At 53.4% G+C, this 14,796-nt stretch carries 12 protein-coding genes; 10 read left to right on the forward strand and 2 right to left on the reverse strand.

Annotation, left to right across the window (positions count from 1 at the left end):
• Nucleotides 1-38 precede the first annotated feature (38 nt).
• The 4 genes from C5Y44_RS06645 (at nt 39) to C5Y44_RS06660 (ending at nt 4,837) form a co-directional block, all read left to right on the forward strand.
• Nucleotides 39-1,055: a bifunctional riboflavin kinase/FAD synthetase gene (locus C5Y44_RS06645; RefSeq protein WP_105324221.1), complete on the forward strand. Its 1,017-nt coding sequence runs from the start codon at nt 39-41 to the stop codon at nt 1,053-1,055.
• 6 nt (nt 1,056-1,061) lie between these two features.
• A complete protein-coding gene (locus C5Y44_RS06650; RefSeq protein ID WP_105324222.1) occupies nt 1,062-1,988 on the forward strand; it encodes a nucleoside hydrolase in 927 nt (308 codons plus the stop codon).
• Nucleotides 1,989-2,089: 101 nt separating this feature from the next.
• On the forward strand, nt 2,090-2,359 hold the full coding sequence (rpsO, locus tag C5Y44_RS06655; RefSeq protein WP_040354382.1) for a 30S ribosomal protein S15: 270 nt from the start codon (nt 2,090-2,092) through the stop codon (nt 2,357-2,359).
• A 201-nt stretch (nt 2,360-2,560) separates the two neighbouring features.
• The gene (locus C5Y44_RS06660) at nt 2,561-4,837 is read left to right on the forward strand and encodes a polyribonucleotide nucleotidyltransferase (RefSeq protein WP_105324223.1); all 2,277 of its coding nucleotides are present in this window, start codon (nt 2,561-2,563) and stop codon (nt 4,835-4,837) included.
• 69 nt (nt 4,838-4,906) lie between these two features.
• Here C5Y44_RS06660 and C5Y44_RS06665 read toward each other — a convergent pair whose 3' ends face one another.
• The gene (locus C5Y44_RS06665) at nt 4,907-5,572 is read right to left on the reverse strand and encodes a hypothetical protein (protein ID WP_105324224.1); all 666 of its coding nucleotides are present in this window, start codon (nt 5,570-5,572) and stop codon (nt 4,907-4,909) included.
• A 63-nt stretch (nt 5,573-5,635) separates the two neighbouring features.
• Nucleotides 5,636-6,022, reverse strand: a complete 387-nt coding sequence (locus C5Y44_RS06670; RefSeq protein ID WP_105324225.1) for a VOC family protein — start codon at nt 6,020-6,022, stop codon at nt 5,636-5,638.
• A gap of 86 nt (nt 6,023-6,108) precedes the next feature.
• Here C5Y44_RS06670 and dapB point away from each other — a divergent pair, with 86 nt between their 5' ends.
• The 6 genes from dapB (at nt 6,109) to C5Y44_RS06700 (ending at nt 14,564) form a co-directional block, all read left to right on the forward strand.
• Nucleotides 6,109-6,855, forward strand: a complete 747-nt coding sequence (dapB, locus tag C5Y44_RS06675; protein ID WP_105324226.1) for a 4-hydroxy-tetrahydrodipicolinate reductase — start codon at nt 6,109-6,111, stop codon at nt 6,853-6,855.
• Nucleotides 6,856-7,605, forward strand: a complete 750-nt coding sequence (thyX, locus tag C5Y44_RS06680) for an FAD-dependent thymidylate synthase (protein ID WP_105324227.1) — start codon at nt 6,856-6,858, stop codon at nt 7,603-7,605. It abuts the gene before it with no gap.
• Nucleotides 7,606-7,679: 74 nt separating this feature from the next.
• Entirely contained in the window at nt 7,680-8,594 is a 915-nt protein-coding gene (gene dapA, locus C5Y44_RS06685; protein WP_105324228.1) for a 4-hydroxy-tetrahydrodipicolinate synthase, read from the forward strand.
• Entirely contained in the window at nt 8,591-10,711 is a 2,121-nt protein-coding gene (locus C5Y44_RS06690; protein WP_199185998.1) for a ribonuclease J, read from the forward strand. Before dapA ends, C5Y44_RS06690 begins: the two co-directional genes overlap by 4 nt.
• 53 nt (nt 10,712-10,764) lie before the next feature.
• Complete coding sequence (locus C5Y44_RS06695; RefSeq protein WP_233189876.1) at nt 10,765-11,376, forward strand: TIGR03085 family metal-binding protein; 612 nt, start codon at nt 10,765-10,767, stop codon at nt 11,374-11,376.
• 101 nt (nt 11,377-11,477) lie between these two features.
• Nucleotides 11,478-14,564: a DNA translocase FtsK gene (locus C5Y44_RS06700; RefSeq protein ID WP_105324230.1), complete on the forward strand. Its 3,087-nt coding sequence runs from the start codon at nt 11,478-11,480 to the stop codon at nt 14,562-14,564.
• The last annotated feature ends 232 nt before the right edge of the window (nt 14,565-14,796 follow it).

Raw genomic sequence — 14,796 nt, forward strand, 5'->3', positions numbered from 1 at the left:
TAGTCTAATCGGCAAGCAAATGATCTAGCATGTAAGGCGTGGATATTTGGTACGGAACAGCAGCAGTCCCGAAGGACTTAGACAACAGTGCAGTCACCATTGGTGTCTTCGACGGCGTGCATCGCGGGCATCAGAAATTGATTAATGCCACTGTTGATAAAGCACGCGAGGTGGGCGCGAAAGCCATCATGGTTACTTTTGACCCGCACCCAGTGTCCGTGTTTCTCCCGCGCCGTGCGCCGCTGGGGATCACTACCTTAGGCGAGCGCTTCGCGCTGGCGGAAAGCTTTGGCATTGATGCCGTGCTAGTTATTGATTTTACCCGCGAGCTCTCTGGTACTTCGCCGGAGAAGTACGTGGAATTTCTTCTCGAAGATACGCTGCATGCCTCACACGTGGTGGTCGGAGCTAACTTTACTTTTGGGGAAAATGCCGCCGGCACCGCAGATTCCTTGCGGCAGATTTGCCAGTCGCGCTTGACCGTTGATGTCATCGACTTGCTTGACGATGAAGGCGTGAGGATCTCTTCCACGACCGTGCGGGAGTTTCTGTCTGAAGGAAATGTGGCGCGCGCCAACTGGGCTTTGGGACGGCACTTTTATGTCACAGGCCCGGTAGTCCGTGGTGCTGGCCGCGGAGGCAAGGAGCTGGGCTTTCCCACGGCTAATCAGTACTTTCACGACACAGTCGCTTTGCCTGCCGATGGTGTCTATGCCGGCTGGTTGACCATTTTGCCCACTGAGGCACCCGTGAGCGGGAACATGGAACCAGAGGTGGCTTATGCCGCCGCTATTTCGGTGGGAACCAACCCGACTTTTGGCGATGAGCAGCGCTCCGTGGAGTCTTTTGTGCTCGATAGAGATGCTGATCTTTATGGTCACGACGTCAAAGTGGAATTTGTTGACCACGTGCGGGCCATGGAAAAGTTTGACTCCGTCGAGCAGCTTTTGGAAGTTATGGCTAAAGACGTGCAGAAAACCCGCACTTTGTTAGCTCAGGATGTGCAAGCACATAAGATGGCGCCTGAGACCTACTTTCTACAAGCAGAAAGCTAAAAGCCAATGAAGATGTTTTTAGATCTAGACACCGGTATCGATGATGCCTTTGCGTTGGCCTATGCCATCGCGCACTCGGATATCGATTTGATTGGTGTCACCGGTACCTATGGCAATGTCACCATTGAACAGGGCATGGCCAATACCCAGGCACTGTTGGAGCTCCTGGGCGCAGCCGATGTGCCCGTATATGCTGGACGCGCTATCGATGGCTTTGAGGTATCTGAAGCCTCTGCCCGTATTCACGGGCGCAATGGCGTGGGCGAGGTAGATATCGCTGCAGGTGATGCACAATCTGCTGGCGATGCACTTGAATTTTTAAGCGAAGCAGCGGCGAAATACGGCGATGATTTGGTGATCGTTCCCACCGGCGCACAAACCACGTTGGCTCTCGCTTTAGAAAAAGATCCTGCATTGCGAGCTATTCGCATGGTCAGCATGGGCGGCGCCTTAACCGTTCCGGGTAATGTCTCGCCAGCGGCTGAGGCAAATATCTCCCAGGACCCAGTCTCTTCTAACACTGTGTACCAGTTGGCTGAGGATATGACCATGGTGGGCCTGGATGTCACGATGCAAACACAGCTCACGCGTGCTGAAGCGGATTCGTGGCGGGGAACGCCAGCTGGAGATGTCTTTGCTGATATGGCCGGCTATTACATTGATGCTTATCAGGAAAATAATCCGCACATGGATGGCTGCGCCTTGCATGACCCGTTGGCCGTGGCGGTTGCAGCTGACCCTGACTTGGTTGATTGTTTGATTCTTCCCCTGCAGGTCGATACCGAAGGACCCACCATTGGTCGCACAATCGGACGGTGGGATGGCTCTGAGGTAGAAACCCGCGTTGCCGTTGGGGTAGACGTGGATAGTTTCGTGCCGGATTTCATCGACAAGCTGGCGCAACTATTTGGACGATTGGCCCAAAACCAGTAAGATAAGCTATCGCTTTATGACTGCAGTTCGCAGCAGTTGTGAAGTAGTGGCGCAAGCTGCTTTTTTCATGCGGACTGAAATAACTAATAGGAGATAATCTCATGGCATTGACCGCTGAGAAGAAGTCCGAAATCCTCAAGGAATTCGGCCTGCACGAGACCGATACTGGTTCCCCAGAAGCACAGGTTGCTTTGTTGACCTCTCGTATCAACACCTTGACCGAGCACCTGAAGTTCCACAAGCACGATCACCACTCCCGTCGTGGTCTGTTGCTGATGGTTGGTCGTCGTCGTGGCCTGCTGAAGTACTTGGCTGCTAACAACATCGACCGCTACCGTGACCTGATTTCCCGTCTGGGTCTGCGTCGCTAAGGTTTAAAGCTTTTATCACCGCTACTTGGTTCAACTAAGTAGCGGTGATACTTGTTTTCTAGGGGTACTTCTTCTCACAGTGTATTAGAGCAGCTAGTTTGGTAGACTCTGCAATGTTGTACGTGAAAAATACGTAATTGAACACTTCTCGATGGCGGCACCGATGATCGCCAGATACTCTACGAAGGAGATCCCCTCTTAATGAGTCCACGCAATAGCGGGAAATCACAAACCCCAAATAACCAGGTCAGCTTCGCAAAAGATGAAGACTTTGACATCCTCGAGGCAACCGCCGTTTTGGATAATGGTGACTTTGGCACCCGCACCATCACTTTTGAAACTGGCCAACTAGCCCGTCAAGCTGATGGATCTGTCACCACTTACTTCGATGATGACACCATGTTATTGACCACCGTGACTGCATCGAACCAGCCACGCGAAGGCTTTGACTTCTTCCCACTGACCGTGGATGTAGAAGAGCGCATGTACGCAGCCGGTAAGATTCCTGGCTCTTTCTTCCGCCGTGAAGCACGTCCTTCAACCGAAGCAATTTTGGCTTGTCGCTTGATTGACCGTCCGCTGCGCCCAACCTTTGTTAAGGGCCTGCGTAATGAAGTTCAGGTCATCAACACCGTGTTGAGCCTGGATCCGGCAGAATACTACGACGTCATTGCTATCAATGGCTCGTCCGCAGCAACCCAGCTATCCGGATTGCCAGTTTCTGGCCCAGTCGGTGGCGTACGCATGGCGCTGCTGGCTGATGATAAGCACCCAAAGGGACAGTGGGTAGCGTTCCCGAATGCTGAACAGCATGAGCGCGCACTGTTTGAAATGGTCGTTGCTGGCCGAATTGTTAACCGCAAGCAAAAGGGCAAGAACGTCGATGACGTCGCCATCATGATGGTTGAAGCTGGCGCTGGCGTGCACGTGCACGAGCGCATCGCGGAAGGCGCACCTGCACCACAGGAATCCACCGTGGCAGAAGGCCTGGAAGCTGCAAAGCCATTCATCAAGACCCTGTGTGAAGCACAGGCAGGTCTTGCTGAGCGTGTTGGTAAGAAGACCAAAGAATTCCCGCTCTTCCCAGCTTATGCAGATGAAATCTATGATGCGGTTGCACGCAAGGCTGAAAAGAAGCTGGGCAAGTTGCTCACCATTGCTGCAAAGCAGGAGCGCGACGACGCAACCAATGCACACATGGAAGAAGTAGAAGCGCAGCTTCTAGAGGTATTCACTGAAGAAGATGCTTCCAAGCAGATTCGCGCAGCTTATAACCAGCTGATGAAGGAAATTGTGCGTGAGAAGATTCTCACCGAAGGTTTCCGCATCGACGGTCGTGCAGCAGAAGACATTCGTGACCTCGGCGTAGAAATCGGTCTGATCCCGCGCGTCCACGGTTCCGCACTCTTTGAGCGTGGAGAGACCCAGATTCTGGGCGTAACCACCTTGGATATGCTCAAGATGGAACAGACGATTGATTCTTTGACTCCGGTAGAGTCCAAGCGTTACATCCACCACTACAACTTCCCGCCATACTCCACCGGTGAGACCGGACGCGTTGGCTCTCCAAAGCGTCGCGAAATTGGTCACGGTGCATTGGCTGAGCGTGCACTGTTGCCAGTCATTCCTTCCCGTGAGGACTTCCCGTACACCATTCGCCAGGTCTCTGAGGCGCTGGGCTCCAACGGTTCGACTTCGATGGGTTCCGTTTGTGCTTCGACGATGTCTCTGTACAACGCAGGTGTTCCACTGAAGGCTCCTGTGGCTGGTATCGCTATGGGTTTGGTCTCTGGTGAGGTTGAAGGCACGGAACGCTTCGTAGCCTTGACTGACATCTTGGGCGCAGAAGATGCATTCGGCGACATGGACTTTAAGGTTGCAGGCACAAGTGACTACATCACCGCACTGCAGCTCGATACCAAGCTTGACGGTATCCCTTCTGAGGTCCTGGCTAGTGCTTTGTCGCAGGCACGCAATGCCCGTGAAGAGATCCTCGACATCATGGCTGAAGGTATTGACGGCCCAGATGAGATGTCCTCGCAGGCGCCAAAGATCACCTCCATCAAGATCCCAGTATCGAAGATTGGTGAGCTGATTGGCCCTAAGGGCAAGACAATCAACACCATCACGGAAGAAACCGGCGCTGATGTCTCCATCGAAGATGACGGCACCGTGTACGTTTCCGCGACTTCCGGTGAAGCAGCGGATGCAGCAATTGAAAAGGTCAATGCCATTGCAAACCCGCAGCTGCCTAAGGTGGGCGAGCGCTTCTTGGGCACAGTAGTCAAGACTGTAGCCTTTGGTGCTTTCGTGTCGATTACTCCGGGTCGCGACGGACTGATTCACATCTCTAACCTCGGTGGCGACGAGCGCATCGAAAAGGTTGAGGACGTAGTCAAGGTTGGCGACAAGATTCAGGTTGAAATTGCTGATATCGATAACCGCGGCAAGATCTCCCTGGTTCCAGTTGAGGCTTAATTAAACCCTCTTCATAAAATAAAAGCAGTGCTCCCTGTGAGGGGCACTGCTTTTATTTTCCCTAGGTATCTAATGCAAGATGTCGATGACCACGCGGGGTTGGTCGTTTAAGAAGGTCACCGAGTAAGGGGATTCCTTTTCCAGGCCGATGACATATTGCGACTGTGCTTCAAAGGTCGTGACAAATTCCACGCCGGTAACGACACCCGCGCCAGGGACTGTGCCGAAGTCCATGTAGGCCTCTTCTAATTCTGGCGTTGAAGGCCAAGGCGTGGATTCCACGCCAATGTTGATGGCTGTCTCACCCTCATACTCAATAGGGAAGCCGGAGGCCTGCTGGGTCGGCTCAGGGCCTAGCTGTGTATACCAGCCAGCGGTACCAGTGCCTTCAAAATCCAAGACGACGCGAGTAAAGGAATCATGATCCGCAACGCGTACGCCGACGGGGACAAGATCAGTTCCTATCCCAGGGCTTTGCTGCTTATCTTCTGTCGTCGGATTACCTAAAGGTGAAAGCGCTTTGGAACCTTCTGTCGTTGCTTCGACGGTATCAGCAGCCTCAGTGCTCTCAGTACCTTCAGAGCCTGTGGAATCAGACGTTGTTGACTGGGGCGCTGGATCTACGGCCACGGAAGAGTCAGCCGTTGTGTCATCAACAGAAGAGGAACAAGCGGCAAGCAAGGTAGCGGCGGTGAGAATACTTAGGGCAGAGAGGGTAAGGCGTTGCGTTTTCATAACACCAGTTTACCTGTGTTTTAGAGTGACAACTGAGACGATTTGGTAACAGTGAGGTGTCCGTTACGGCCTTTTCAATTGGACCAATTGAATGATGTTGCCGCAGGTGTCATCGAAAGCTGAGACAACCGAATGCCCATAGTCAGTTGGTTCGGTGACAAACTCCACGCCCTTTTCCTTCAGCGCGGCGGTTTCGGCCTCAACATCCTCGGACAAAAATTGAGTGGCTGGGATGCCGTCTGCTCGCAATGCCGCTGTGTAAGCCTGGGCTGCGGGGTGAGCATTTGGCTCTAGCAAAAGCTCCGTGCCACCATCTGGATTGGTGACCGTAAGCCACCAGTAGTGCTCATTTTTGACGCTATCTTTGACTACGAAACCAAGCTTATCTACGTAGAAATCGTGGGCTTTTTGAAGGTCATCAACAAATACTGAAGCAATATATATGCGCATGGTTAATACCTTAGCAGCGCATCTCGCTACACTTGAGGGCTGAAGAACAATTTTTCGGTGAAAATGCGAACAAGGAGAAAATATCTATGACTATTAAAGTCGGTGTCTTAGGCGCAAAGGGCCGCGTGGGACAAGCAGTTGTCGAAGGTGTAGAAGCAAGTGATGATCTGGAGCTTGTTGCTACCATCGGCCGCGACGACTCCTTGGAGCTGCTATCGCTCAACGGTGCGGAAGTCGTCGTGGATTTCACGCAGCCGGATTCCGTGATGGGCAATTTGGAGTACTGCATTGCTCAGGGCATGCACTGCGTTGTGGGAACCACCGGCTTTACCGAGGAGCGTTTGAAGCAGGTAGAGGAGTGGACCCAGCAAGAAGGTGCGGGACACGTTTTGATTGCTCCCAACTTCGCCATTTCCGCCGTGTTGACTATGGTTTTTGCGCGTCAAGCTGCGCCATATTTTGAAACCGCAGAGGTCGTGGAATTCCACCACCCGACGAAGCTCGATGCTCCTTCTGGCACCGCCATTCACACTGCACAGGGAATTGCAGAGTCGCGTGCAAAGGCAGGGCTTGGTGCGATGCCAGACGCAACTGCGCAAAGCTTGGAAGGCGCGCGCGGTGCTCTAGTCGATGGCATTCCAGTGCATGCTGTGCGTACCCGCGGCATGGTCGCACACGAGGAAGTCATCTTCGGTGCGGAGGGGCAATCGCTGACCATCCGTCAAGATTCTTATGACCGTAATTCCTTTACCCCGGGCGTACTGCTGGGAATTCGTGAGATTGAGAAGTTCCCAGGTCTTACTTATGGTCTGGAAGAGTACTTGGGGCTGTAGATGGCCGAGCAAGTACAACTGGATGTGCAGCTGATTGCTGCTACACAATTTCACCAACCACCGCAGCCGGATTGGGAAAGGGATGAAGCAGCGACGGATGCGGAAGCACTCGTCGAATTCGCTGGACGCGCGTGCTATGACTCCTTTGATAAGCCCAATCCGCGGACCCGGACTAATGAGTCCTATTTGCGCCACCTGTTAGAAGTTGGCCATGACGCGTTATTAGAGCACGCTACGGCCACGCTTTATATTCAAGGTATTTCGCGCTCTGCATGTCATGAATTGGTGCGCCATCGCCATTTTTCCTTCTCGCAGCTTTCGCAGCGCTTTGTCCATCCTGAGGATGCACAGGTAGTTATTCCCAAAGCTATTGCTGACGATGAGCAGCTTTCTAGGCTCTTGCTGGGGGCAGTAGATGAGACCCGGTTTGTCTATGACGAGTTGTTGAATGCTTTAGAAGAAAAGCTTGCCGATGAACCCAATGCTATTTTGCGGATGAAACAGGCGCGTCAAGCTGCACGATCAATTTTGCCCAATGCCACTGAGTCACGGATTGTCGTTACCGGCAACTACCGCGCGTGGCGGCATTTTATTGCAGCGCGCGCAACAGAGTACGCCGACGTGGAAATCCGCAGCGTAGCTATTGCATGTTTAAGGCTGCTCAAGGCACAAGCGCCAGTGCTTTTCGATGACTTCAATATCTCCACTTTGTCGGATGGCACGGAGATGGCGTCGTCTCCATATGCCTAGTTAAAGAGGCGATTTTCGGTACACACGGGTAGTGATGTACCGAAAAGTGCACGCAACAGGTAATCTTGGTAGCCATGAGCACAGGTATGACAGCAAGGACAGGTGTCGAGTACTTTGGCCGCGTCGGTGTCGCGATGGTTACTCCCTTTGATAGTAACGGCGCATTCGACGTTAAGAAGGCTCGGCAGCTAGCCGCACACCTGGTGGACAACGGCATTGATTCACTAATCTTGTCGGGCACCACCGGAGAATCACCCACGACTACCGTGGATGAGAAGCTGGAATTGCTCAAAGCTGTAAAGGACGAAGTAGGCGACCGCGCTAAGCTCACCGCCGGAGCAGGTACGAATAACACCGCAAGCTCAATTGAGCTAGCCAAGGCGAGTGCTGAGGCGGGCGCGGATGCCCTTTTGATTGTGACGCCGTACTATTCAAAGCCCTCACAAGAAGGCGTCTACGCGCACTTTGCAGCGATAGCTAATGCCACAGACTTACCTATCTGTGTCTATGACATCCCTGGCCGTTCAGCGATCCCTGTTGAAACAGAAACTTTGCTGCGGTTGTCAGAACTTCCCACCGTGAAAGGCGTAAAAGACGCAAAGGGCGACTTTGCAGCAGCTTCGCGTATTATCGCAGAAACTGACCTGGCGTGGTACTCCGGTGATGACCCTCTCAACCTTCCATGGTTGTCTGTCGGCGCATCCGGATTCATTTCAGTAGTTGGCCATGCAGCTCCACGCGAGCTAGCAGAGCTGTGGGATGCTTTTGACCGTGGTGATATTGAGCGCGCACGGGAAATTAACGCACAAACTCTTATCCCTCTGGCGGAGCAACAAGCCCGTCTCGGAGGCGTAACACTTGCAAAGGAAGCCCTGCGGATGCAGGGCATTGAAGTTGGAGATCCTCGATTGCCAGTACTCGGCGCAGACGCCGACGAGCTTGAGGGTCTTCGTGAGACGATGAAGAAGGCTGGAGTCCTTAAAGAATGAATGAATCCCGAAACCGCCCCCGTAAGGTAACCCGAAAGGCGGGTCCACCTGCGGAGGCGCAGGAAACCGCTTCGAATGAGGCGGCTTCGCCTGTTTTCCAGGCACCGGACAATTCTGCAGCTAATTCTGCAGCGCAGAAGAAAGAAAATTCCGGTAACTCCGAGAAGAGCTCGGAAAATAAAAACCAAGGTGAGAACACCAATCGTCGCAACCGCTCCCGCGGCTCCCGCGGACGCGGCCGTGGTGGCAACAATGGCCAAAACAACCAAGGCGGCAATAACAACCAGGGCGGCGGAAGCCAAGGTGGACGCAACAACCGTCGTGGCGGCAACAATAACAATCGTCGCAATGTTCCAAAGTCCATGCAGGGCGCGGATCTGACCAAGCGCCTTCCGCAGCCTCCAAAGCAGGCCAAGGGATCCCTGCGTATTTACGCACTGGGCGGCATCTCTGAAATCGGCCGCAACATGACCGTCTTCGAATACGACGGCAAGCTTTTGGTCATCGACTGTGGTGTGCTGTTCCCATCCTCCGGTGAGCCAGGCGTTGACCTGATCCTGCCTGACTTCGGTCCGATCGAGAATAAGCTCGACAAGATCGAAGCACTCATCATCACCCACGCCCACGAGGACCACATTGGTGCTATCCCATGGCTGTTGAAGCTGCGTTCCGACATCCCGATTGTTGCTTCGCGCTTTACCATTGCCTTGATCGCTGCAAAGTGTAAAGAACACCGTCAGCGCCCAAAGTTCATTGAGGTGAACGAAAAGTCGGACGTCAGCTACGGTCCATTCCGTGCACGCTTCTGGGCAGTGAACCACTCCGTTCCAGACGCGCTTGGCGTCATGCTGGGCACCCCAGCAGGCAATGTCATCCACACTGGTGATATCAAGCTGGATCAGACTCCACTGGATGGCCGTCCAACTGACTTGCCAGCGCTTTCTCGTTACGGCGATGAGGGCGTTGACCTCATGCTGTGTGACTCGACGAATGCAAATATCCCAGGTGTTTCTGCATCTGAAGGTGATATCCCAGCTACCTTCAACCGTTTGGTAGCTAGTGCTCGCCAGCGCGTTATTATCGCGTCCTTTGCATCGAATGTTTACCGTGTGCAGGCTGCCATCGATGCCGCTGTAAATGCCGGCCGGAAGGTTGCTTTCAACGGTCGTTCGATGATGCGCAACATGGAAATCGCAGAGAAGATGGGCTTCTTGCGAGTTCCACGCGGCACCATTGTGTCGATTGAAGACGCTGCGAAGATGGCTCCGCACAAGGTTGTACTGATTACGACTGGTACACAGGGCGAGCCAATGGCTGCTCTGTCGCGTATGGCACGTCGTGAGCACCGTCAAATCACGGTTCGTGATGGCGACATGATTGTATTCTCTTCCTCCCTGATTCCAGGTAACGAAGAAGCTGTCTATGGCGTCATGAACATGCTTTCGCAAATCGGAGCTGAAGTTATTACCAATAAGGAAGCTAAGGTTCACGCCTCTGGTCACGGCTACGGCGGCGAATTGCTCTTCCTCTACAACGCAGCGCGTCCGAAAAACGCCATGCCGGTCCACGGCGAATGGCGTCACTTGCGTGCGAATAAGGAATTGGCAATCTCCACCGGTGTCGACCGCGATCGCGTAGTTCTGGCACAAAACGGTGTGGTTGTTGACCTCCAAAATGGTCGCGCACAGGTAGTCGGACAACTGACCGTCGGCCACCTCTACGTCGATGGTGTCAACATGGGTGAAGTGGATGCGGATACTCTCGCGGACCGCACCAACCTGGGTTCCGGCGGCGTGGTTTCCATTACCTGTGTCATTGATAACCGCACCTCTCGTCTGCTTGAGCACCCATCGGTAGCAACCACGGGCTTTAGCGATGACGACCGCGGAATCGTTCCAGAGGTCGCTGAGATGGTGGAAAACACCATGAACGACCTAGCATCCGAAGGCGAAAACGACACTTACCGCATGGTTCAGCGTCTACGCCGCAAGGTATCTAAGCTGATGGATTCCAAGTACAAGCGCGAGCCAGTTATCTTGCCAACGATTATTGCGACTTCCGGTGAAGTCCTCGTGGCTGACGAAGATGACGTAAAGGCAACGCGTCCTTCCCAGTAGTCTTTCAAGACTATTTCAGCTTCTTGTCCCTCAGCATCGCTATGCTGGGGGACATGACTTTTTCTGCCGCACAACGAAATAAGCTCGCGCAACTTCTCATTGAACTGGGGCCGGACGCGCCAACCCTGTGCGAAGGTTGGGAAACTAAAGATATGGCGGCGCATTTATGGATCCGCGAGAACCGCGTAGACGCTGCAGCTGGAATGTTTATCTCCAAGCTAGAAAACCGCTTAGAGAATCTCACCCAGGAGACGCTGTCCCGTAATTATGAAGATGTCGTTAATGAATGGGCAGCCGGCCCACCACGTTGGCTCAAGGGTATTGATACCAAGATGAACACGATGGAACACTTCATTCACTATGAAGATGTTCGTCGTGCTAACGGTATGACTGACCCGCAGCCTTTGTCCGATGCTGCAAATAAACAGCTTTACTCTGCGCTGAAGATGTTGGCTTCTTCTGCGCTTCGCAAATCCGCCAGTCCGGTGGTGCTTCACCCACGTGGATTTGATCGGATTGTTACCGCAGATAAAAAGGGAATTTCCGCAAATGGTGGTGATGTCATTCGCGTTAGCGGCGAAGTAGGGGAGTTGTTGTTGTGGGCCTCTGGCCGTGATGTTGCAGATATTACGATTAACGGGGATGCTTCCAAGGTTGCACGATAGCCACTCCGCACTACTTCCATGGCGAAAGTAATTGATAAAAATCTCCTTTTTCACGTGTGGCTAATGTGACGAGAGGGTTTGTTGCGGCTAAAGTTACAAGCATGTCTGTCAAGAATGCTTCCCGCTCGTCACGTCGGCCACGTTCAGGCACTAAGAGTGCGAACCGGTCTCGGCCTGCCCGCGCGCGAAGCGGTTCTGCTACAGAAACCAAGTTGCAGGTAACGCCAAGCGCTACCAACTCGCACCAGCGAACTGGTAGCGCCTTTGGTGCGGTGGGCAAAGGCCTTAGCAAGGCTGCCGGTGCAACTGCCCGAGGTTTAGGAAGCGTAACTCGCTCCTTGGGGGCCGGGATGGCAAGCTTGAAACCGTCATCGGATTATGACGGAGATAATGATCGGGATTTACACGACCATCAGCTAGAACATGAAAAGGAGTTCGACGACATTACCGACAAGCCGACCCCGCGCAAGCGCCGCAAATCAAGCGTGACTTCAAGGGCGCGTCAGGAACCCGTGCAAGAAGAGCTTTCTTTGGATGACTTCGACGATGTTGAAGAAGTAGAAGACGATATCGACGAGCCTGATTCTGCGGGCTGGAAGGTATCAAATCCCGATGCTGTCGGCCTCATCCTTTTGGGGCTTGCGGCCATTGTGGGTGCATCTGTGTGGCTCGATATTGCCGGACCTATTGGCGCAGCTTTGGCGCAAGGCATCCACTTGGTAATTGGTGCAGGTGCATTGGTACTGCCAATCGCATTGATTGCTTTAGCTCTAGTCCTGATGCTTGATTTAAGCACTCCAGAACGTGGCATCCCCGTGCGAGTGGTCATTGGTAGCACCATGATTATCGTGGCGATGCTCGGATTGATTCACCTATTTGCAGGCAATCCTGGTGAATGGGCCGATCGAATTGCAGCAGGCGGCGCAGTCGGTGCGTGGACGGGTGGCCTGCTGGCAGCTGGTTTCTCCTCCTATGTTGCGGTTCCACTTCTGCTTTTGGTCATTGTGTATGGTGCTTTGCGCGTAACCGGGATTACCGTGCGTGAAGCAGCCGACTTTATTAGCGCACGCATTAAGGCGCTGATTAATGGCGAAAAGACCGAAGAAGACTTCGATGATGAAGACGAAGATCTTTATGGCTCCGTCAGCAATGACATCGAAGATATCGAAAGAGGTCGTGAGCGCCCACGGACTGCCAGGATTACCCCACGCGTTAGTCCTCGTCCTGCGCCACGCAGCCCTATGGATGCATATCCAACCTCTGCGCCGGAGCCTGGCCGTTATCCGGTCGATGAAAAGCCATCAGAAACCGATACGCAGATTTTGCCCGCGATGACTACGCCGGCTAAAGCACCAAAGCCTGCTGCGCCAGTTTCTCCTCCGACTCCGGAGTCGACGCAGGTGATCAATAAATCCAAGCCTGCTCCTGCTGAAGCCGAATCTGATTCCAGCGATGTTGTTTCCTCCTCGCAAGAAGCTATGCGCCAAGCTATCTTGGCGCGCTCTGGTGTGGATCCAGTAACCGGAAAACCATCAGCTGAGCCAGAGTCGGAAGATGACGCAGCGACTGCTGGCAGTGACTCGGTTGCCTTTGAAGCACCCGATTATGACATCCCAGAGACGAACCTTTTGACTCCAGGCTCGCCATCGAAGGAACGCACCGAAGTCAACGATCGCACCATTGAGGCGATCACCGATGTGTTTGCGGAATTTAAGATCGATGCCGCTGTCACTGGTTTCAGCCGTGGTCCTACAGTCACACGCTATGAAATTGAGTTGGGCCCTGGTGTGAAGGTTTCGAAGATTACGAACCTCCAGTCGAACCTGGCCTATGCCGTAGCTACCGAAAATGTCCGTCTTCTCACGCCAATTCCAGGTAAATCGGCGGTGGGTATTGAGGTACCTAACCCAGATCGCGAAATGGTACGTCTGCGTGAGGTGCTTGAAGCTCCTGCCACGATCTCGGATCATGATCCGATGCTTATCGGTCTGGGCAAGGATATCGAAGGTGAGTTCATCTCGGCTTCCGTGCAGAAGATGCCTCACCTTCTGGTAGCGGGTGCTACGGGTTCTGGTAAATCGGCATTCGTTAACTCGATGTTGGTATCTTTGCTTACGCGCGCCACGCCAGAAGATGTTCGCATGATCTTGGTAGACCCGAAGATGGTGGAATTGACACCATATGAGGGAATCCCACACCTGATTACGCCAATTATCACCCAACCAAAGAAGGCAGCAGCTGCCCTGCAGTGGTTAGTAGAAGAGATGGAACAGCGCTACATGGACATGAAGTCCGCGCGCGTGCGTCACATCAAGGACTTCAACCGCAAGGTACGTTCTGGTGAGCTGACGGCTCCTCCTGGATCACAACGCGAGATGCGGCCATACCCATTCATTGTCTGTGTCGTTGATGAGTTGGCGGACTTGATGATGACTGCGCCGAAGGAAATTGAAGATTCCATCGTGCGTATTACCCAGAAGGCTCGTGCCGCAGGTATTCACTTGGTACTGGCAACCCAGCGACCTTCCGTCGACGTTGTTACTGGTTTGATCAAGACGAACGTGCCTTCGCGTTTGGCTTTTGCTACCTCGTCGCTGACTGACTCTCGAGTTATCTTGGACCAGGGCGGTGCGGAAAAGCTTATCGGTATGGGCGATGCCTTGTTCATCCCGCAGGGCGGACGTCCCGTGCGTGTCCAGGGTGCATTCGTCTCCGATGAGGAAGTCCAGGCCGTTGTCGAAGCCGCGAAGACACAGGCACAGCCTAACTACACCGAGGGTGTGACTGAGGAGAAGGCATCGGCAGCCAAGAAGGAAATCGATGACGACATCGGCAAGGATATGGATGACTTGCTCGAGGCAGTTGACTTGGTAGTTACCTCGCAGCTGGGTTCGACTTCGATGCTGCAGCGAAAGTTGCGCATTGGTTTTGCGAAGGCTGGTCGTTTGATGGACTTGATGGAATCGCGCGGAGTAGTTGGGCCTTCCGAAGGTTCGAAGGCACGTGAGGTGCTGGTTAAACCGGAAGAGCTGGAAACCATTGTGTGGATGATTAAGGGAGCAGACCCTGCTGAAGCTCCGAAGGAAGTCCAAGAGGAGATGGCGGCTGAAGCCGAGGCATCATCTGACGATGAACCAGATACGAACACGGTTCAAGCTACATATAACCCAACCTCAGGTGCTTTCTAGCTGAAATCAGCACGAGCCCCACCCATCAACCTGACACGTTGATTAGGTGGGGCTTTCGTGTAAGATGTGACAAGTATTGGAGGGGAGTACCCCATAAATCGGCACTGATCGTCAGCACGGAAGCATTGATCCACATCACCATTGATGTGTTCTATTTGCTCCCGGTCGTGTCGGCCCACTGAAGTGGGCGGGGGAGACCTCCGGTCAATTTAAGTTTTTCACAAGACCGGAG

The organism is Corynebacterium sp. J010B-136, from assembly GCF_002967075.1.
GTDB lineage: Bacteria > Actinomycetota > Actinomycetes > Mycobacteriales > Mycobacteriaceae > Corynebacterium.

Excerpts from the sequence above, each read along its gene's own strand:
- C5Y44_RS06650 (WP_105324222.1), top strand. The coding sequence starts at position 1,062 with ATGAAGATGTTTTTAGATCTAGACACCGGTATCGATGATGCCTTTGCG.
- rpsO (WP_040354382.1), top strand. The coding sequence starts at position 2,090 with ATGGCATTGACCGCTGAGAAGAAGTCCGAAATCCTCAAGGAATTCGGC.
- C5Y44_RS06660 (WP_105324223.1), top strand. The coding sequence starts at position 2,561 with ATGAGTCCACGCAATAGCGGGAAATCACAAACCCCAAATAACCAGGTC.
- C5Y44_RS06665 (WP_105324224.1), bottom strand. The coding sequence starts at position 5,572 with ATGAAAACGCAACGCCTTACCCTCTCTGCCCTAAGTATTCTCACCGCC.
- C5Y44_RS06670 (WP_105324225.1), bottom strand. The coding sequence starts at position 6,022 with ATGCGCATATATATTGCTTCAGTATTTGTTGATGACCTTCAAAAAGCC.
- dapB (WP_105324226.1), top strand. The coding sequence starts at position 6,109 with ATGACTATTAAAGTCGGTGTCTTAGGCGCAAAGGGCCGCGTGGGACAA.
- thyX (WP_105324227.1), top strand. The coding sequence starts at position 6,856 with ATGGCCGAGCAAGTACAACTGGATGTGCAGCTGATTGCTGCTACACAA.
- dapA (WP_105324228.1), top strand. The coding sequence starts at position 7,680 with ATGAGCACAGGTATGACAGCAAGGACAGGTGTCGAGTACTTTGGCCGC.
- C5Y44_RS06690 (WP_199185998.1), top strand. The coding sequence starts at position 8,591 with ATGAATGAATCCCGAAACCGCCCCCGTAAGGTAACCCGAAAGGCGGGT.
- C5Y44_RS06695 (WP_233189876.1), top strand. The coding sequence starts at position 10,765 with ATGACTTTTTCTGCCGCACAACGAAATAAGCTCGCGCAACTTCTCATT.
- C5Y44_RS06700 (WP_105324230.1), top strand. The coding sequence starts at position 11,478 with ATGTCTGTCAAGAATGCTTCCCGCTCGTCACGTCGGCCACGTTCAGGC.